The 16781-nt window shown below is 74.0% G+C and carries 18 protein-coding genes; 11 read left to right on the top strand and 7 right to left on the bottom strand.

Annotated elements, in window-relative coordinates:
• Positions 1–5 precede the first annotated feature (5 nt).
• Positions 6–1790, bottom strand: a complete 1785-nt coding sequence (locus CLV37_RS05415; RefSeq protein ID WP_106207913.1) for an N-acetylglutaminylglutamine amidotransferase — start codon at positions 1788–1790, stop codon at positions 6–8.
• A gap of 22 nt (positions 1791–1812) precedes the next feature.
• Positions 1813–2178 (bottom strand): HIT domain-containing protein, encoded by a 366-nt coding sequence (locus tag CLV37_RS05410; RefSeq protein WP_106207911.1) that lies wholly within the window; start codon positions 2176–2178, stop codon positions 1813–1815.
• A 133-nt stretch (positions 2179–2311) separates the two neighbouring features.
• Here CLV37_RS05410 and CLV37_RS05405 point away from each other — a divergent pair, with 133 nt between their 5' ends.
• The 4 genes from CLV37_RS05405 (at position 2312) to CLV37_RS29295 (ending at position 5657) form a co-directional block, all read left to right on the top strand.
• A complete protein-coding gene (locus CLV37_RS05405; RefSeq protein ID WP_245885262.1) occupies positions 2312–2830 on the top strand; it encodes an RNA polymerase sigma factor in 519 nt (172 codons plus the stop codon).
• A 37-nt stretch (positions 2831–2867) separates the two neighbouring features.
• The gene (locus CLV37_RS05400; RefSeq protein ID WP_106207909.1) at positions 2868–4001 is read left to right on the top strand and encodes a Gmad2 immunoglobulin-like domain-containing protein; all 1134 of its coding nucleotides are present in this window, start codon (positions 2868–2870) and stop codon (positions 3999–4001) included.
• 130 nt (positions 4002–4131) lie between these two features.
• Positions 4132–4698 carry a PAS domain-containing protein gene (locus CLV37_RS05395; RefSeq protein ID WP_106207907.1) on the top strand — a complete coding sequence of 189 codons (567 nt, stop codon included), beginning with the start codon at positions 4132–4134 and terminating at the stop codon, positions 4696–4698.
• A 2-nt stretch (positions 4699–4700) separates the two neighbouring features.
• Complete coding sequence (locus tag CLV37_RS29295) at positions 4701–5657, top strand: methyl-accepting chemotaxis protein (RefSeq protein WP_245885261.1); 957 nt, start codon at positions 4701–4703, stop codon at positions 5655–5657.
• A gap of 35 nt (positions 5658–5692) precedes the next feature.
• Here CLV37_RS29295 and dnaJ read toward each other — a convergent pair whose 3' ends face one another.
• A complete protein-coding gene (gene dnaJ, locus CLV37_RS05385; RefSeq protein ID WP_106207905.1) occupies positions 5693–6814 on the bottom strand; it encodes a molecular chaperone DnaJ in 1122 nt (373 codons plus the stop codon).
• 39 nt (positions 6815–6853) lie between these two features.
• Complete coding sequence (gene hrcA, locus CLV37_RS05380) at positions 6854–7894, bottom strand: heat-inducible transcriptional repressor HrcA (RefSeq protein ID WP_106207903.1); 1041 nt, start codon at positions 7892–7894, stop codon at positions 6854–6856.
• Between the two features lie 142 nt (positions 7895–8036).
• Here hrcA and CLV37_RS05375 point away from each other — a divergent pair, with 142 nt between their 5' ends.
• Together CLV37_RS05375 and CLV37_RS05370 are read left to right on the top strand one after the other, a co-directional pair.
• The gene (locus CLV37_RS05375; protein WP_106207901.1) at positions 8037–8903 is read left to right on the top strand and encodes a DUF3097 domain-containing protein; all 867 of its coding nucleotides are present in this window, start codon (positions 8037–8039) and stop codon (positions 8901–8903) included.
• Positions 8904–8925: 22 nt separating this feature from the next.
• Entirely contained in the window at positions 8926–9351 is a 426-nt protein-coding gene (locus CLV37_RS05370; protein WP_146149305.1) for a DUF4870 domain-containing protein, read from the top strand.
• Here CLV37_RS05370 and CLV37_RS05365 read toward each other — a convergent pair.
• Genes CLV37_RS05365 through hemW form a run of 3 tightly spaced genes read right to left on the bottom strand, consistent with a single transcriptional unit; the run spans position 9335 to position 12074 of the window.
• Entirely contained in the window at positions 9335–10375 is a 1041-nt protein-coding gene (locus tag CLV37_RS05365; RefSeq protein WP_106207897.1) for an LLM class F420-dependent oxidoreductase, read from the bottom strand. The genes CLV37_RS05370 and CLV37_RS05365 overlap by 17 nt on opposite strands.
• Entirely contained in the window at positions 10360–10812 is a 453-nt protein-coding gene (locus CLV37_RS05360; RefSeq protein WP_106207895.1) for an EVE domain-containing protein, read from the bottom strand. The genes CLV37_RS05365 and CLV37_RS05360 overlap by 16 nt, the downstream gene beginning before the upstream one ends.
• Positions 10813–10868: 56 nt before the next feature.
• Positions 10869–12074 (bottom strand): radical SAM family heme chaperone HemW, encoded by a 1206-nt coding sequence (hemW, locus tag CLV37_RS05355; RefSeq protein ID WP_106207893.1) that lies wholly within the window; start codon positions 12072–12074, stop codon positions 10869–10871.
• 196 nt (positions 12075–12270) lie between these two features.
• On the opposite strand from hemW, the gene CLV37_RS05350 reads away from it, so the two are divergent.
• The 5 genes from CLV37_RS05350 (at position 12271) to CLV37_RS05330 (ending at position 16778) form a co-directional block, all read left to right on the top strand.
• Positions 12271–13065 carry a DUF1206 domain-containing protein gene (locus CLV37_RS05350; RefSeq protein WP_106207891.1) on the top strand — a complete coding sequence of 265 codons (795 nt, stop codon included), beginning with the start codon at positions 12271–12273 and terminating at the stop codon, positions 13063–13065.
• Between the two features lie 163 nt (positions 13066–13228).
• Positions 13229–14104, top strand: coding sequence for a GTP-binding protein LepA (locus CLV37_RS05345; RefSeq protein WP_106207889.1), 876 nt, complete (start codon positions 13229–13231; stop codon positions 14102–14104).
• A 16-nt stretch (positions 14105–14120) separates the two neighbouring features.
• Positions 14121–15107: an acetylxylan esterase gene (locus tag CLV37_RS05340; RefSeq protein ID WP_106207887.1), complete on the top strand. Its 987-nt coding sequence runs from the start codon at positions 14121–14123 to the stop codon at positions 15105–15107.
• Positions 15104–15760 carry an aminoacyl-tRNA hydrolase gene (locus CLV37_RS05335; RefSeq protein ID WP_106207885.1) on the top strand — a complete coding sequence of 219 codons (657 nt, stop codon included), beginning with the start codon at positions 15104–15106 and terminating at the stop codon, positions 15758–15760. Before CLV37_RS05340 ends, CLV37_RS05335 begins: the two co-directional genes overlap by 4 nt.
• A 1-nt stretch (position 15761) precedes the next feature.
• The gene (locus tag CLV37_RS05330; RefSeq protein WP_106207883.1) at positions 15762–16778 is read left to right on the top strand and encodes an LLM class flavin-dependent oxidoreductase; all 1017 of its coding nucleotides are present in this window, start codon (positions 15762–15764) and stop codon (positions 16776–16778) included.
• Positions 16779–16781: the final 3 nt, after the last annotated feature.

Raw genomic sequence — 16781 nt, 5'->3', positions numbered from 1 at the left:
CCGCCTCAGCCGATGCCGTGCTGCTGCAGCCACATCTCCAGCAGACCGAGCTGCCACAGCTTGTTGCCGCGCAACGGGGTCAGCTCCCCGTTGGGGTCGTCCAGCAGGCCGGTGACGTACTCGGGGCGGAACAGCGCCCGGTCCCGGGCCGCCCGGCTCGACAGCGCGTCCTTGACGAGGCCGAGGACCTTGCCCTCGAGGTGGGTGATGGCCGGGACCGGGAAGTACCCCTTGGGGCGGTCGATGACCTCGCGCGGGATCACGCGGTACCCCACCTGCTTGAGGATCCCCTTGCCGCCGTTGGCGAGCTGCAGCTCCGGGGGGATCGCCGCGGCGAGTTCGACGAGCTCGTGGTCGAGGAACGGCACGCGCGCCTCCAGCCCCCACGCCATCGTCGTGTTGTCGACGCGCTTGACGGGGTCGTCGACGAGCATGACCTCGGTGTCCAGGCGCAGCGCCGCGTCGACGGCGGTGTCGGCCCCGGGCCGGGTGAAGTGCTCGCGCAGGAACTCCCGGGAGACGTCGGTGGCGGTCAGCCACTGCGGGTTCAGCACCTGCGCCACCTGCGCGTGGTCGCGGTCGAAGAACGCCGTCGCGTAGGCGTCCACCCCCTGCTCGGGGGTGAGCCCCGTCAGCGGCGGGTACCAGTGGTAGCCGCCGAACACCTCGTCGGCCCCCTGGCCGGACTGCACGACCTTGATGGTCTGCGAGACGTGCTGCGAGAGCAGGTCGAAGGCGACGACGTCGTGGCTGACCATGGGTTCGCTCATGGCGCCGACGGCGTGCCCGAGGGCCCCGACGAGTTCGTCACCCGTGACGCGGATGCGGTGGTGGTTCGTCGCGAACCGTTCGGCGATGACGTCGGAGTAGGCGAACTCGTCGCCCTCGCGGCCGCCGACGGACTCGAACCCGATGGAGTACGTGGCCAGGCCCGTCTGCCCCTGTTCGGCCAGCAGCGCGGTGATGAGGCTGGAGTCCAGGCCCCCGGACAGCAGGACCCCGACGGGGACGTCGGCGACGGTGCGGCGTTCCACGGCGGTCCGCAGGGACTGCAGGACGGCGTCCTCCCAGTCGCGCTCGGAGAACCCGGCGAACTCCTCGCGCCGCACGTGGTCCGGCGCCCAGTAGCGGTGCTCCTTCGACGTCCCGTCGGCCTCGATCGTGCGGACGGTGGCCGGCGGCAGCTTGCGGACGCCCGTCAGCACCGTGCGCGGCGCGGGGACGACCGCGTGCCAGGACAGGTAGTGGTGCAGCGCGACGGGGTCGATCGTGGTGTCGACGTCGCCGGCCGCCAGCAGCGCGGGCAGGCTCGAGGCGAACCGCAACCGCCCGGGCGTCTCGGCCAGGTACAGGGGTTTGACGCCGAGGCGGTCGCGCATGAGGACGGTGCGGCCGGTGTCGCGCTCGTGGACCGCGACGGCGAACATGCCGACGAGGTGGTCGACGACGTCGGCCCCCCACCGGTGGTAGCCCTTGACGATGACCTCGGTGTCGGAGGTGGAGACGAACCGGTACCCGTGGCCGATGAGTTCCTCGCGCAGCTGCGGGTAGTTGTAGACGCAGCCGTTGAAGACGGCCGTCAGGCCCAGCTCGGGGTCCTGCATGGGCTGGGCGCCGCAGGCGGACAGGTCGATGATCGACAGCCGCCGGTGCCCGAAGGCCACCGGGCCCTGCGCCCAGACGCCCTCCCCGTCCGGTCCGCGCGGTGCGAGCGTCTGCGACATCCGCTGGACCGCCGCGACGTCCGCCGCGCGCCCGTCGAACCTGACCTCACCGCAAAGACCGCACATGGCGCCCCATGGAACCGCGTGATCAGCCCGGTGGCCACTCGAAGTCGCGGCCCCCGAGCACGTGGCCGTGGACGTGGAAGACCGACTGGCCCACCGCGGTCCCGGTGTTGAAGACCAGCCGGTACTCCCCGCCGCACCGCTCGTCGGCGATCTGCTGGGCCACCTGCACCAGGCGCGCCAGGACCTGCGGGGCCGCCGCGGCGAGCTCGGCGACGTTCTCGTACCGCTCGCGCGGGACGACGAGGACGTGGACGGGGGCTCGGGGGGCGACGTCCTCGAAGGCGACGACCTGCTCGTCGCTGTGGACGATCGTGGCGGGGATCTCACCCGCGACGATCTTGAGGAACAGGTCGTCGGGGGCGCGCTCGACGCGGGAGACCTCGGCCATGTCCCGACGGTACCCGTCCGGGCGGTCGCCACCCGCCCCACGAGCCCCACGGAAAACTTCTCGGGTTGGATGTCAACCGTGACCCTGCGTGACTCGTCTACACGGCGTGATGGTGATGAGGGAGCGTGCGGTCGTGTCTGACGACCCGCGCTCGTGGTCGGCCGACGAGGCCGTCGGGGCGCTGTACGCGGCGCACTGGCGGCGGCTCGTCGCGCTCGCGGCCTCGCTCCTGGGCGAGACGGCGAGCGCCGAGGAGGTCGTGGCCGACGCCTTCGTCGCCCTGCACCGACGCTGGGACCGGATGGCGGACAAGGGGTCCGCCGTCGCGTACCTGCGCACGAGCGTGGTCAACGGGGTCCGGGACGTGCTGCGGCACCGGGTCGTGGCCGACCGCGGGCGGCCGCTGCCGGACCCCGCGCCGGACGGCCCGGAGGAGCACGCCGTGCGGGCCTCGGAGCACCGCTCGGTGCTGAGCGCCCTCGACGGGCTGCCGCCGCGGCAGCGGGAGGTCCTGGTGCTGCGCTACCAGGGGGAGATGTCCGAGCAGGACATCGCCGACGCCCTCGGCATCAGCCGGGGCGCGGTCAAGACGCACGCGCACCGCGGGTTGTCCGCGCTGCGCGAGGCGATGAGCCGGGAGGAACGGCAGTGAGCGACGAGCGGCGCGACGGAGCGGACGGGGTCGAACCGTGAGTGACGTGACCCCGTCGGGCCCCCTGCCGGACCCCGACGGCGACGACGACCTCAGCCCCACCGCGCGAAGGCTGCGCGACGCCCTGGCCGCCCGCGCGGCCGACGCCCGACCCGCCGACCGTCTCGAGGAGATCCGCATGTCCAGCCGTGCCAACCGCCGCCGTTCCCGCGCCTGGGTCGCCGTCGCCGGGGCCGCCGTCGCCGTGGTCGTGGGGGGCGGGGCGTTCGCCCTGAGCCAGCGCGGCGGCGACGACGCGGTCACCACCGTGGCCGCGTCGACGTCCCCCTCCCCGTCCGCCTCGTCCGCGACCACGACGGCGGGCCCCTCGCCCTCGAGCGGCGCGACGTCCGGGCCCGCGACGGCCGCGACGACCCAGCCCGTGGCCACGGGGGACACGACGACGACGGGTGCGTCGTCGGGGACGCTGCCGTCCGGGGCGGGCACCGTGCCCGTGTACTGGCTGGGTGGGCAGCCCGCGAAGCTGTTCCGGGAGTACGTGGAGGCCGGCGGCGGGCAGGACGACGCCACGAACGCGCTGCGGGCCATGCTCGCGGGGAAGGCGAGCGACCCGGACTACTCCAGCCCGTGGTCGCCGGACCCGTCCGCGACCGTGAGCGCCTCGGACGGCCGGCTGGTGGTGGACCTGGCGGCCTCGGCGGCCTCGGCGGCGTCGGGGACGACGGCGGACGCGAGCACGGCGGTGCAGCAGCTCGTCTACACCGTGACGGCGGCCGCGGGTTCGAACCAGCCCGTCGAGATCCGGGTGGACGGCAAGGCGCAGCCGACCCTGTTCGGCTCGGCGGTGGCGCAGACGGTCTCGCGCGCGCCGCAGGCCGACGTCCAGGCCCCGGCGTGGATCACGGCGGTGACGCCGGGGACGGGGTCGGTGCGGGTCGAGGGCGTCGGGACGGCGTTCGAGGGCACGCTGCTGTACACGATCACCGACGCCGCCGGTGCGGAGGTGGCGCGGAACGCGGTGCAGGCCGGGGCGAACGGCACGTTCGGCGACTTCTCGTTCACGGCGCAGGTCCCGGCGGGCACGTACACGGTGGCGGTGTTCGCCCCCGACGAGTCCGGCGGTGAGGGCACGCCGCAGGTCGGCGACACGAAGGTCGTCACGGTCCGCTGAGCCGGTGGTCCGGGCCCGTCGCCCGGACGGCTCAAGGACGATCACCGGCTGCCGATCCTTCTAGAGCGTCACCGTCCCGGAGCACCGGGGCGGGACGCTGCGGATCCAGCACGGGTCGGGAGGCGCTCAGATGACGACGACGGTGGCGACGGGCCGGGAGCGACGGGCTCCCGTGCGGCCCACGGGACAGGAACGGACGTTCTCGGCGGACGAGCTCATCGTCTCCAAGACCGACCCGCGGGGGCTCATCACCTACGCCAACGACGTGTTCCTGCGCGTCGGCGCCTTCGAGCGGCACGAGGTGATCGGGCAGCCGCACAACATCATCCGGCACCCCGACATGCCCAAGGCCGTCTTCAAGCTGCTGTGGGACACGGTCTCGAGCGGCCGTGAGCTGTTCGCCTACGTCAACAACCTCGCCGCGGACGGTGCGAACTACTGGGTCCTGGCCCACATCACCCCCAGCCTGGACCGTTCCGGGCGGATCGTCGGGTACCACTCGAACCGCCGCAAGCCCAGCGCGGAGGGGGTGCGCGCCGCGAGCGCGCTCTACGACCGGCTGCTGGCCGAGGAGCGGCGCCACAGCGGCGGCAAGGCTGCGGTGCAGGCGTCCAGCGCGCTGCTGGCGCAGGTGCTCGCCGAGCGCGGCGTCTCCTACGAGGAGTTCGTCTGGTCCATCGTCCCCGAGGAGGTCTGAGCGTGAAGCTGTTCAGCGGTCGTGGCGGGCGTTCGTCCGCCGACGAGGTGGCCCTGTACCGCGAGGTCGTCCGGCAGGTGGCCGAGGTCTGCGAGAAGGCGGCCGCCGGGGACCTGGAGGCCCGCGTGGCCGGGGTGCCGGGCTCGGACGCGGTGCCGGAGCTGGCCCGGCTGGCGACCTCGGTCAACCGTTCCCTGGACGTCTCCGACGCCTTCGTGCGCGAGGCCGGGGAGGTCCTGACCGCCGCCGCCGAGGGGCGGTTCCACCGTCGTCTGCTGCTGGGTGGCCTGGGCGGGGCGTTCCGGCACTCCGCCTCGGCGATCAACTCCGGCCGCACCACGATGCAGGCGGGCAACGCCGCCGTCGAGGGGGCCCGGACGACGCGCCTGGCGCTGGCCGACGACTTCGAGGCGGGAGTGCTCGGCGTCTCCGAGCAGCTGGCCACGGCCTCGACCGAGCTCAGCGCGTCCGCGCAGGGTCTGGCGACGGCCGCGGGTGCGGCCAGCGAGGAGGCCGACCAGGCGGCGCTGACGATGCAGGCGCTCACCGAGGCCTCGCGCGAGATCCAGCAGGTCGTCTCGGTCATCGACGCGATCGCGGACCAGACGAGGCTGCTGGCGCTGAACGCGACGATCGAGGCGGCCCGCGCCGGGGAGGCCGGCAAGGGCTTCGCCGTCGTCGCGGCCGAGGTCAAGGAGCTGGCCGACCAGTCCGGGCGCGCCACCGAGCAGGTCAGCCAGCGCGTCGACAGCATCCGGCAGAACGCCCAGGAGGCCGTGCGCGCCATCACCGGCATCGGCGGCACCATCGTGGAGATGAACGGCCTCGTCGACGGCGTGCGCACCGCCGTCGACGGGTCGTCCGGCTGGGGCTCGGCGCAGGACACCACCGGGTTGTCGCAGCTGGCCGAGGAGCTGCGCACCCAGATCAGCGGGTTCCTGGCGGGGATGCGCGGCTGAGCCCCCCGCCGGGTCTGCCGGGCCCCTGCCGGTCCTCAGCGCCCGGAGAAGCGGTCCCGCAGCTTGGAGAAGACCCCCTGGTGGGCGGGTGAGAGCTTGCCGGAGGGGCGGACCTCCCCGCGCAGCTCGGCGAGGCGGCGCAGGAGCTCCTCCTGCTCGTCGTCGAGGTCGCGCGGGGTGACGACCTCGAGCTGGACGTGCAGGTCCCCGCGGCCCTGGGCGCGCAGGTGCTCGGCGCCCTTCTGCTTCAGGGTGACGGTCTCCCCCGCCTGGGCGCCGGGGCGCACGTCGACGTCCTCGGTGCCGTCGAGGGTCTCCAGCGGGATGGTCGCGCCGAGGGCGGCGGCCGTCATGGGCACCTGCAGGGTGCAGTGCAGGTCGTCGCCGGAGCGGGTGAACACCGGGTGGGGACGTTCGTGGATCTCGACGTAGAGGTCCCCGGGCGGGCCACCGGCGGTGCCGACCTCGCCCTGGGAGGCGAGCTGGATGCGGGTGCCGGTGTCGACGCCGGCGGGGATCCGGATCGTCAGGGGGCGGCGGGCGCGGACGCGTCCCTCGCCGGAGCACTCCAGGCACGGCGAGGGCAGGACCGTGCCGAACCCGTGGCAGGTGGGGCACGCCTGGGTCGTCATGACCTGGCCGAGCAGCGAGCGGACGACGCGCTGCACCGAGCCCTGGCCGTGGCAGATGTCGCACGTCTGCGGGCTCGTGCCGGGCTGGCAGCAGGTCCCCTTGCACGTGGGGCACAGGACCGCGGTGTCGACCTGGATGGAGCGCTCGCCGCCGAAGGCCGCCTCGGACAGGTCCACGTCGACGCGGATGAGGGCGTCCTGGCCGCGCTGGGTGCGGCTGGCCGGGCCCGCCCCGCGGCCGCCGGCGCCGCCCTGGCCGAAGAAGGCGTCCATGATGTCGGAGAACCCGAAACCCGCGCCGAAACCGCCCGGGGCGCCGCCGGCCCCGGGGCCGCCGCGGTCGTAGGCGGAGCGCTTGTCGGGGTTGGACAGCGTCTCGTAGGCCTGCGAGACCTCCTTGAACCGCTCCCCGGCGTCGGGGTTGACGTCGGGGTGCAGCTTGCGCGCCAGCTTGCGGTAGGCGCGCTTGATGTCCTCCGTCGACGCGTCCTTGGAGACGCCGAGGACGTCGTAGTAGTCGCTCACGAGGTCGGGGTTCTCCTGTCGGTTCTGATCACTGGGCGATCACTGAGCGAGGATGCGCGAGACGTAGCGGGAGACCGCCCGCACCGCGGCCATGGTCGTGGGGTAGTCCATGCGGGTCGGGCCCAGGACGCCGAGGCGGGCCAGCACCCCGTCCGAGCCGTACCCGCTGGTGACCACGGAGGTGCCGTCGAGGCCCAGGTGGAGGTTCTCGGCGCCGATGCGGACGGTGAGGGCGCCGCGCTCACCGGTGGGGTCCTCGGCCATCTCCTGCACGAGGCGCAGCAGGACGACGTGCTCCTCGAGTGCCTCCAGGACGCTGCCGAGGGAGGTGGCCAGGTCGGGCCCGGACTTGACGAGGTTGGAGGTGCCCGCGATGACCACGCGTTCCTCCAGCGAGGCCGTCAGGCAGTCCCCGAGCGCCGCTGCCACCTCGGCGGCGATCGCGAGGTCGGCGGGCGGCGTCTGCTGCACGAGGTCGGTCAGCCCGTCGCGGGCCTCCCGCAGCCGCTTGCCGGCGACGGTGGCGTTGACCCGGGTGCGCAGCGCGGCCAGGGACACCCCGAGGGACTCGACGTCGACGGCGGAGCGCACGTCCAGGACCCGCTGCTCGACGCGGCCGGAGTCGGTGATGAGCACGAGCAGGGCGCTGCGCCCGCCGACGCCGACGAGCTCGACGTGCCGGACGGTGGCCCGCGTCAGGGACGGGTACTGCACGACGGCGGCCTGCCGGGTGATCTGGGCCAGCAGGCGCACGGTGCGGTCGACGACGTCGTCGAGGTCGTCGGCGCCGTGCAGGAAGGTCTCGATGGCCCGCTTCTCGGCCGGGCTCATGGGTTTGACGGTGGCGAGGCGGTCGACGAAGAGCCGGTAGCCCTTGTCGGTGGGGATGCGGCCGGCGCTGGTGTGGGGCTGGGTGATGTAGCCCTCGTCCTCCAGCACGGCCATGTCGTTGCGGATGGTGGCCGGGGAGACCCCCAGCTGGTGGCGTTCGACGAGCGTCTTCGAGCCGACGGGTTCGTGGCTGGAGACGTAGTCCTCGACGATGGCGCGCAGCACGGCGAGCCTGCGGTCGTCGCTCATCCGTCCCTCCCTGCGGGCGATCCTGGTGCCACTCCCGGTGGCACCCCTGTTGGCACTCCTGACCCGTGAGTGCCAAGTCTAGGCGCTCCCGCGGCCGGGGCGCCTCCCCCGTCCACCCCTCGCGCGTCGTTACCGTGCCCGGGTGACCCGGTACGACGACAGGTACGGCGCGGACGTGCTCTCCGCCGACCCCCACGCCCGTTCCCACCTGAAGCCGACGCACCGCGACGAGCCCGCCGTGCGGGGGCTGGTGGTCGAGGACGTCGACACCGGCTGGGTCGGCGCCGTCGTGCGCGTGGAGAAGAGCGGCGGGGTCCACGTCGTCGTCCTGGAGGACGCGAAGGGCAGGACCCGCACCTTCCCGCTGGGGCCGGGCTTCTGGGTCGAGGGGCAGCCGGTGCGCCTGGTCGCCCCGAAGGCCGCGGGCCCGGTCCGGCCCACCCGCACGGCGTCGGGGTCGGTCGCCGTGCCCGGCGCGGGCGCCCGCACGGCCCGCGCCTCGCGGATCCTCGTCGAGGGCCGGCACGACGCCGAGCTCGTCGAGAAGGTCTGGGGCGACGACCTGCGCGTGGAGGGCGTCGTCGTGGAGATGCTCGACGGCGTCGACGACCTCGACGCCGCGATCCGCTCCCACGCACCGCGGCCGGGCCGGCGGATCGGGGTGCTGGTGGACCACCTGGTGCCGGGGTCGAAGGAGTCGCGGATCGTCGCGAAGGTCGGCGCGAACCCGCACGTGCTCGTCCTGGGGCACCCGTTCATCGACGTCTGGCAGTCGGTGCGCCCGCAGCGGCTGGGCTGGACGACGTGGCCGACGATCCCGCGCGGGCAGGACTGGAAGCACGGCGTCCTGGCCGAGCTCGGCTGGCCGCACGCCACCCAGGCCGACGTCGCGCACGGCTGGAAGCGGATCCTGGGGACCGTGCGCACCTACGCCGACCTCGAGCCGGCGCTGCTGGGCCGGGTGGAGGAACTCGTCGACTTCGTGACCGCGGACCTGGCGGACCGCTGAGGGACGCGTCAGGATCGAGACCGTGAGCCAGCCTCCGCACCCGCCGCAGAACCGGCCCCCGTACCCGCCGCAGCACCACGCCCCGGCGCCGTTGTCGCCGTCCGACGAGCGGATGTGGGGCATGTTCGCGCACCTGTCCGCGATCGCGGCGAGCTTCGTGACGCTGCCGCCCCTCGGGCCGCTGATCGTCTTCCTGGTCTTCAAGGACCGCAGCGGGTTCGTGCGCGGGCACAGCGCCGAGGCGCTGAACATGACGATCTCACTCGTGATCTACGAGATCGGGCTGTTCGTCGTGTGCTCGGTCCTCGCGCTGGTCACGTTCGGCCTGGCCTACGTCCTCATGGTCGTGCCCGGGGTCCTGGCCCTGGTGTTCACCATCCTGGGGGCCGTCGCGGCGAACCAGGGCCGGGTCCACCGCTACCCGCTGATCATCAGGATGGTGCGCTGACCGCGCGCAGGTCCGCCACCGGGTCGGGCCCCATCGGCGCCAGCGCGACCGTCGTGACCCCGGCCCGTTCGTAGTCCTGCAGCCTCGAGCGCACGTGCGCGGGCGAGCCGACCAGGGCCGTGGCCTCGAGGAAACCCTCGGGGACCCGCTGCGCCGCCTCGTCCTTGCGGCCCGCGAGGAACAGGTCCTGGACCTCGTCGACCGCGTCGGCGAAACCCAGCCGCCGGCCCAGGTCGGCGTAGAAGTTCTGCTCGCGCGAGCCCATGCCCCCGACGTAGAGGGCGACGAGGTGGCGCACCGGGAGTTCGGCCTCGGCGCGCGCCGCACCCGTCGCCCCCGTCAGGACCAGCGGGACGTTGGCGGTCACGGCGAAGCCCTCCGCCGGGCGGGTGCGCCGGGAGAACCCGGCCCGCAGCCGGTCGAAGGACTCCGCCGCGTTCTCCGGGACGAGGAACGACGGCAGCCACCCGTCGGCGATCTCCCCGGCCAGTTCCACGTTGCGGGGACCGACGGCGGCGAGGTGGATCGGCAGGTCCGCCCGCGGGGCGGGCTGCATGAGCTTGAGCGGGATGCCGGGACCGCCGGGCAGCGGGAGTTCCAGGTGCTGCCCGGAGAACCGCGACTCCCGGCGCGCCAGCAACTGCCGCACGACGGCGACGTACTCGCGGGTGCGGGCCAGCGGCCTGGAGAACCGCTGCCCGTACCAGCCCTCCGCGACCTGCGGGCCCGAGACCCCGAGCCCGAGCTGGAAGCGGCCGCCGGACAGGCCGTCGAGCGTGGCGGCCGTCATGGCCGTCGAGGCGGCCGCGCGCGCCGGCACCTGCAGGACGGCCGAGCCCAGGCCGATGCGCGTCGTCTGCCCCGCGAGCCAGCCCAGGACGCTCACGGCGTCGGTGCCGTACGCCTCGGCCACCCACACCGAGGAGAACCCCGCGTCCTCGGCGGCGCGGGTGAGTTCGAGCGCTCTGCGGGCCGCGGGCCCCACGGGGCCGGTGAGGTATCCGAGGGTCAGGCCGAGGTCCATGCCGGAACGGTACCGGCGGCCATCCGCGCCCGCAGGAGCCCGACGTCGTGCAAGGACAACGGGAGCAGCCCGCGGCGCAGCGCGTACCCCCAGTTCGGGGTGCTCGTCAGGTCGAGGTGGTCCTTCACCTCGTCCAACGGCAGTTCCTCGACGTCGAGCCAGGACACGCGGCGGCGGAACGGGCGGAACGAGGTGCCCGGGTACATCGCCCCGTCGTGCTGGAACGTCGCGTCGTCGGCCACGACGCCCAGTGCCGTGAACGCGCGCAACGGGGTCCTGCCGCCCATCGTCTCGGCGGGCGAGTAGTAGGCGAAACCGTCCCCGCGGCGCATCCGGTCCAGGCCGTGCCGCTTGCCGTGCTGGACCTGGGCGAAACCCCCCGCGACGCCGAGGCGGACGTGGGCGGCGCTGACGACTCCGAGCCATGCGTTCTCCATGGACCCCAGGATCCCGGCTGAACACGACACCTCCTGTCAGGTTCAGACGGGCGGGTTCACTCCAGGAGCCGGCGCACCACGGCGTCGGCCAGCAACCGGCCCCGCCGGGTCAGCGCGACGCGCCCGCCGGCGGCCGGTTCCAGCAACCCGTCCAGCAGCAGTTGCGCCGCCTGCGTCCGGACCCCCCACCAGGCGGGGTCGAACCCCTCGCCCAGCCGCGAGCGCAGCAGGACGTCCTCGAGGCGGCGGTCGTCGGCGCTCAGGAGCTCGCGGGCGTACGCGGGTGAGGTCCCCGCCGCGATCCGGCCCGCGTAGGCGGTGGGGTGCTTGACGTTCCACCACCGCACGCCACCGACGTGGCTGTGGGCGCCGGGACCGACGCCCCACCAGTCCCCGCCGCGCCAGTAGGCGAGGTTGTGCCGGCAGGCGAACCGCGGCTCGCGGGCCCAGTTGCTGACCTCGTACCAGCCGTACCCGGCGGCGGCCAGGGTGTCGTCGACGATCTCGTACTTGTCGGCCTCGTCGTCGTCGGAGGGTTCGGGCACCTCCCCGCGCCGCATCTGACCGGCCAGCTTCGTGCCCTGCTCCACGATGAGCGCGTACGCCGAGACGTGGTCGGGCTCGCAGGCCAGCGCCGCGTCCAGGCTGCGGCGCAGGTCGTCGTGGGACTCGCCGGGCGTGCCGTAGATGAGGTCGAGGCTCACGTCGAGACCGGCCTGGCGGGCCCAGCGCACGGCCAGCGGGACGCGCGCGGGGTCGTGCGTGCGCTCCAGGACCGCGAGCACGTGGGGGACGGCGGACTGCATGCCGAAGGACACCCGGGTGAAGCCGGCGGCCTTGAGGTCGGCGAGGCTCTGCGGGCTGACGGAGTCCGGGTTCGCCTCGGTGGTGACCTCGGCGTCGGGCGAGATCCCGAACTCGTCCCTCACGGCGGCGAGCATGGACGCCAGGTCGGCCGAGGGCAGCAGGGTGGGGGTGCCGCCGCCGAAGAAGACCGTCCCGGCGGGCCGGACGGCCTCGCCGAGCACGCCCGCGGCGAAGCGGACCTCCGCCGCCGCCGTCTGCGCGTAGGCGGCCTGCGAGCCCCCGCCGCCCAGCTCGGTGGCGGTGTACGTGTTGAAGTCGCAGTAGCCGCAGCGCACGGAGCAGAACGGGACGTGCAGGTAGACGCCGAAGGTGCGCTCCGCCGCGCCGCTCAGGGCGGCGGCGGGCAGGGCTCCGTCGGCGGGGACGGTCTCACCGTCGGGCAGGGTGCTCGGCACCCCTCCAGTGTCACCCCCGCCCGGGACCGCTCCGGTCCACCTGCGGGCGCCGGGTACCGGCACGTTGACTCCCCGGTCCCTTTGATCGGGACCGGGGAGTCAACGTGCCGGTACCCGGAGAGCCGAGTCGCTCCCCCGGCGCAACTGGACGGCGTCTGCGGTTGCGCCGGGGAGCGCCGGGCAGTTCCCTTCTGGCATGTCCGGTCAGGTCCAGCACCACGCCCGCAGGGGCGAGCAGTTCGCGCGCGCCCACGAGGACGGGCTCCGACGGGTCGGGCGGGCGGGGGTGGCGGCCGAGGGGGTCGTCTACCTGCTCGTGGCCTGGCTGGCCGCGCAGGTCGCGCTGGGCGGTTCGGGTGGTTCGGCCGACTCCAGCGGGGCGCTGGCCCAGATCGCGTCGAAGCCCTTCGGGACGGTGCTGCTGGTCGTGCTGGCCGTCGGCTTCCTCGCCCTGCTGGCCTGGCAGGTGGTCACGGTCGTGACGGCGGACAAGACGTCGCACCGGGTCAAGGCGGTCGTCAAGGCCGTCGTCGCGGCGGCCCTGGCGGTCTCCTGCGTGAAGTTCGCCACCGGCTCGGGCACGTCCTCGGGGGCCCAGCAGCAGAGCCTCACCCAGCGGGTCCTGGAGGCCCCGGGCGGTGCCGTCCTCGTCGTGGTGGCGGGGCTGGTGGTCGTCGGCGTGGGGGTCGCCCTCGTCGTGCAGGGGGTGCGCAAGCACTTCGAGGAGAAGGTCTCCGGCTCCCTGTCCCCCGCCCTGACGGCGCTGGGCGTGGCCGGGTGGGTGGCCCGCGGTGTCGCCTTCGGGGTGCTGGGGGCGCTCGTGGTCGTCTCGGCCACCGGGGACACCGGCAAGTCCCGCGGGCTGGACGCGGCCTTCCACGAGATCGCGGCCCAGCCCTTCGGCGTGGTGCTCCTGCTGCTCGTGGCGCTGGGCCTGGCGGCGTACGCGGTCTTCACCCTCGCGACGGCGCGCCGACGCGTCCGCGCGTGACCCACGCACGACCCGAGCGTGATCCGCACCACACCCTGGACCGGGAACCCATCCGACCGGTGATCGGTTGCGAACTGAGGGTGGCCTTATGAGCACGGTGCACGGGAGTGCACACTGTGCGCGGGCGCTCGAACCGGTCGGCACCAGGAAGCAGGAGAAGCACGTGTCGCGAAAGCTCATCACCCCCGGGGACATCCGCGACCACGTCCTGCGCCTCGGTGAGAAGCACCCGCCCATCACCCTGGAGTCCGTCGACCGGACCGTGAAGGACCCCCGGCGGGTGCGCGAGACCTTCGGGCACGTCATCGACTACCTGGCCCGCGTCGAGCTCGAGGTCGACCGCAACGTCCTGGAGCTGCTGACGCTGCTGCCGGACGTGTCCGAGACCGACCGGCTCTTCTACGCCGACGTCTGGCAGCCGCAGGAGATCCAGCACGGCCTGATCCTCGACCGGCTGCAGCAGGACATCGACCTGGCCCCGGCCGACCCGAACACCGACGAGGTCAGCGCCAAGATCCGCGTCCTGGGCTCCCTGGCGCACTTCAAGCCGGTGCAGGAGGTCGCGCGGCTGCTCTACTACCTGACCGGCGCGGCCACCGAGAAGGCGGCCGTCGTGGCCTACAACCTGCTGGTGGACGGCCTCGACGAGATGGGCGAGGACGCCATCTCCCGGACCGTCGTGCAGCCCATCCGCCGCCAGGAGCCCGGCCACTTCGCCTTCTACCGCCTCTCGGCGACGGAGATGATTCAGCAGAACGTGCTGGCCCCGTGGCAGGTGCGGCTGGCCAAGGTGCTGCGCCGGAAGTCCTTCAGCCCCGTCGGGGCCCACACCCCGCGCCAGCGCGCGCAGTTCGGCCAGGTCCTGACCACCCTGGGCCTGGACGCGACCATCGAGGACTTCGGCGCCCAGATCGGGCTCGTCGAACGCGAACTGCTGTGGGCCCGCGAGCAGGGCATGCGCGTGCCGGACTACATCCTCGCCGCCCTGCGCGACACCGTGGAGCAGTTCCGGGCCCAGGGGCGTGCCGCCTTCGCCTGAGCAGTAGCGTCAGCACGTGCCGCTGACCGACCTGCCGCTGGACGTGCTGCGCGAGTACCGCGGCGACGTCTCCGAACCCGCCGACCTCGACGCCTTCTGGGCCGGGAGCCTGGCCCTGGCGCGCGGGCACGACCTCGCCGTCGAGCTCACCGACCACGACGGTCCGGCCCTGCCCGCCCTGTCCGTCCACGACGTCCGGTTCGCCGGGTGGAACGGGGACCGCATCGCGGCCTGGCTGATCCGCCCCGCCCACCTGCCCGGGCCGCTGCCCGTGGCCGTGGAGTTCATCGGCTACTCCGGTGGCCGGGGCCTGCCCCTGGACCGGACCGCCTGGGCCGCGGCGGGTTTCGCGCTGCTCGTCGTCGACACCCGCGGTCAGGGCACCGACACCCCCGACCCCGACCCCGACGCCTCCGGGGGCCAGTGGGCCCGGGGGTTCATGACCAAGGGCGTCGAGGACCCGGCGACCTACTTCTACCGCCGCGCCTACGTCGACTGCGCCCGCGCCGTCGACGTCGCGCACGCCCTGCCCTCCCTCGGCGTCGACGTCGACACCTCCCGGGTCGTGGTGCGCGGCGGCAGCCAGGGCGGGGCCTTCACCATCGCCGCGGCCGCCCTGTCCCCGGGCCGCGTGGCCGCCGCGCTCGTCGACGTCCCGTTCCTGTGCCACGTCCGCCGCGGTGCGCAGGTCGCCGGCGACGGGCCCTACCTGGAGGTCGTCGACTACCTGCGCCGGCACTCCCCGGAGAAGGTCGAGCGGACGTTCGCCACGATGGCCTACGTCGACGGGGCGAACCTCGCCTCCCGCGCGAACGTCCCGACGCTGTTCTCCGCGGCCCTCATGGACCCCGTCTGCCCTCCGTCGACCGTGTTCGCCGCGTTCAACCGGTGGGGGCACGAGGACCGGCAGATCGACGTGTGGGAGTTCGGCGACCACGGCGGCGGCCTGGGGTGGCAGACCCAGCGCCAGTTGCGGTTCCTCGACCGGCTCGGGCTGCGGTGACCGATCCCGACGAGGTCGACCCGTGGTCGCTCTCGCTGGTGGCGCGCGTCGAGCGCGACCCCGCCCCGACCCACACCGACACCCTGGTCGCGGCGGCCCGGGCCGTCGTGCTGCTGCTGTCCGACCCCCGCGTCACCGAGCCCGACGGTGAGCTGCGGGCCGCCGTCCAGGCCTGGCGCGACCGCCGCATCCGCAAGATCTGCCGCCGGGCGCGGGGGGCGAAGTGGGACCGCACGGCCGGGCTGCCGCACGCCGAGGCGAGCTCGGGCGACGCCGTGGTGCGGGTGTTCGCCCCGCACCCGCGCGACGACGTCCCCGACCTGCTCAGGCCCCTGCAGGTCGGCGGCCTGGACCTGAGCGACCCGGAGGACCTGGCGGTCCCCGGACCCGACGGGGTGCTGACGATCCGGCTGACCCCGGGCGTGACGATGAGCACCGGCAAGGCCGCGGCCCAGGTCGGGCACGCGGCGCAACTGGCCCTCGAACGGCTGCCGCAGGCCGGTCGCTGGCAGGAGAGCGGTTCCGGCGTGCGCGTCGTCGTCGGAGCGCCGGTGCTGCCCGAGCACGAGCGCGTCGACGTGCGCGACGGGGGTTTCACCGAGGTCCCTCCGGGGACCGTCACCGCCAGCGCAGGTTTCGAAGGGACGGTCTGACATGCCGGTCGAAGGTGTCGCGCTGCGGCGCATGGGGTTCTTGACCATCGGGTCGTTCGACCCGGCCGACCCGGGACCCGGGCACGAGACGACGCTGCAGGTCGTCGAACTGGGCGAGCGGCTCGGTTTCGACAGCGCGTGGCTGCGGCACCGGCACCTGCAGCCGGGGATCTCCTCCCCGGTCGCGGTGCTCGCCGCGCTCACCCAGCGGACCTCCCGCATCCACCTGGGCACGGCCGTCACCCCGCTGGGCTGGGAGAACCCGCTGCGGCTGGCCGAGGACCTCGGCACCGTCGACGTCCTGGCGCGCGGGCGCCTGAACCCCGGCGTCAGCGTCGGGCCGCCCATGCAGTGGGAGCACGTCAAGGCGTCCCTCTACCCCGACACCGCCGACGTGGAGGACTTCAGCTACGAACGCGTCCTGCGCCTGCACCGGTTCCTGCGCGGGGACCGGGCCAGCGACTTCGCCGGGACGCAGGGCGTCGAGGTGTTCTCCGACCGCGTCGAACCGCACTCCCCCGGCCTGGCCGACCGGCTCTGGTACGGCGGCGCGAGCCTGACGTCGGCGCGGTGGGCGGGGTCGCAGGGGCTGAACCTGCTCGCCTCCAGCGTCGTGCGGGCCGAGGGCGGGTCCACCGACTTCGCGCAGGTCCAGGCCTCGCACCTGCGGGCGTTCGCCGGGCTGAACCCCGCGGGCCGCACGTCCCAGGGGCTCGTCGTCGTCCCGACCGACTCCGCGACCGGCGCGCAGGTGGAGAAGTACCGCGCGTACGTCGCCGGGCGGTCGGCCCGGGTCGGCGTGCCGCAGGGCCCGGGTCGGCTGCTGTTCGCCCAGGACCTGCTGGGCACCAGCGAGGAACTCGCCGAACGCCTGTGGGCCGACGCCGGGTTCCAGCTCGTCGACGAGGTCGTCTTCGCCCTGCCGTTCGGCTTCGAGCAGGACGACTACGTGCAGATCCTCACCGACATGGCCACCCACCTCGGCCCGCGGCTGGGCTGGACCCCCGCCACGCCCTGAGGG

It is taken from the genome of Kineococcus rhizosphaerae (assembly GCF_003002055.1).
GTDB classification, from domain to species: Bacteria; Actinomycetota; Actinomycetes; order Actinomycetales; family Kineococcaceae; genus Kineococcus; species Kineococcus rhizosphaerae.
This window is presented reverse-complemented; position numbering and strand designations above follow the sequence as displayed.

Bases quoted from the DNA above. Each gene is read 5' to 3' on its own strand.
- hrcA (WP_106207903.1), bottom strand. From the start codon at position 7,894: ATGAGCGACGACCGCAGGCTCGCCGTGCTGCGCGCCATCGTCGAGGAC.
- CLV37_RS05330 (WP_106207883.1), top strand. From the start codon at position 15,762: ATGCCGGTCGAAGGTGTCGCGCTGCGGCGCATGGGGTTCTTGACCATC.
- CLV37_RS05415 (WP_106207913.1), bottom strand. From the start codon at position 1,790: ATGTGCGGTCTTTGCGGTGAGGTCAGGTTCGACGGGCGCGCGGCGGAC.
- CLV37_RS05360 (WP_106207895.1), bottom strand. From the start codon at position 10,812: ATGGAGAACGCATGGCTCGGAGTCGTCAGCGCCGCCCACGTCCGCCTC.
- CLV37_RS05365 (WP_106207897.1), bottom strand. From the start codon at position 10,375: ATGGACCTCGGCCTGACCCTCGGATACCTCACCGGCCCCGTGGGGCCC.
- CLV37_RS05350 (WP_106207891.1), top strand. From the start codon at position 12,271: ATGTCCGGTCAGGTCCAGCACCACGCCCGCAGGGGCGAGCAGTTCGCG.
- CLV37_RS05395 (WP_106207907.1), top strand. From the start codon at position 4,132: ATGACGACGACGGTGGCGACGGGCCGGGAGCGACGGGCTCCCGTGCGG.
- CLV37_RS05410 (WP_106207911.1), bottom strand. From the start codon at position 2,178: ATGGCCGAGGTCTCCCGCGTCGAGCGCGCCCCCGACGACCTGTTCCTC.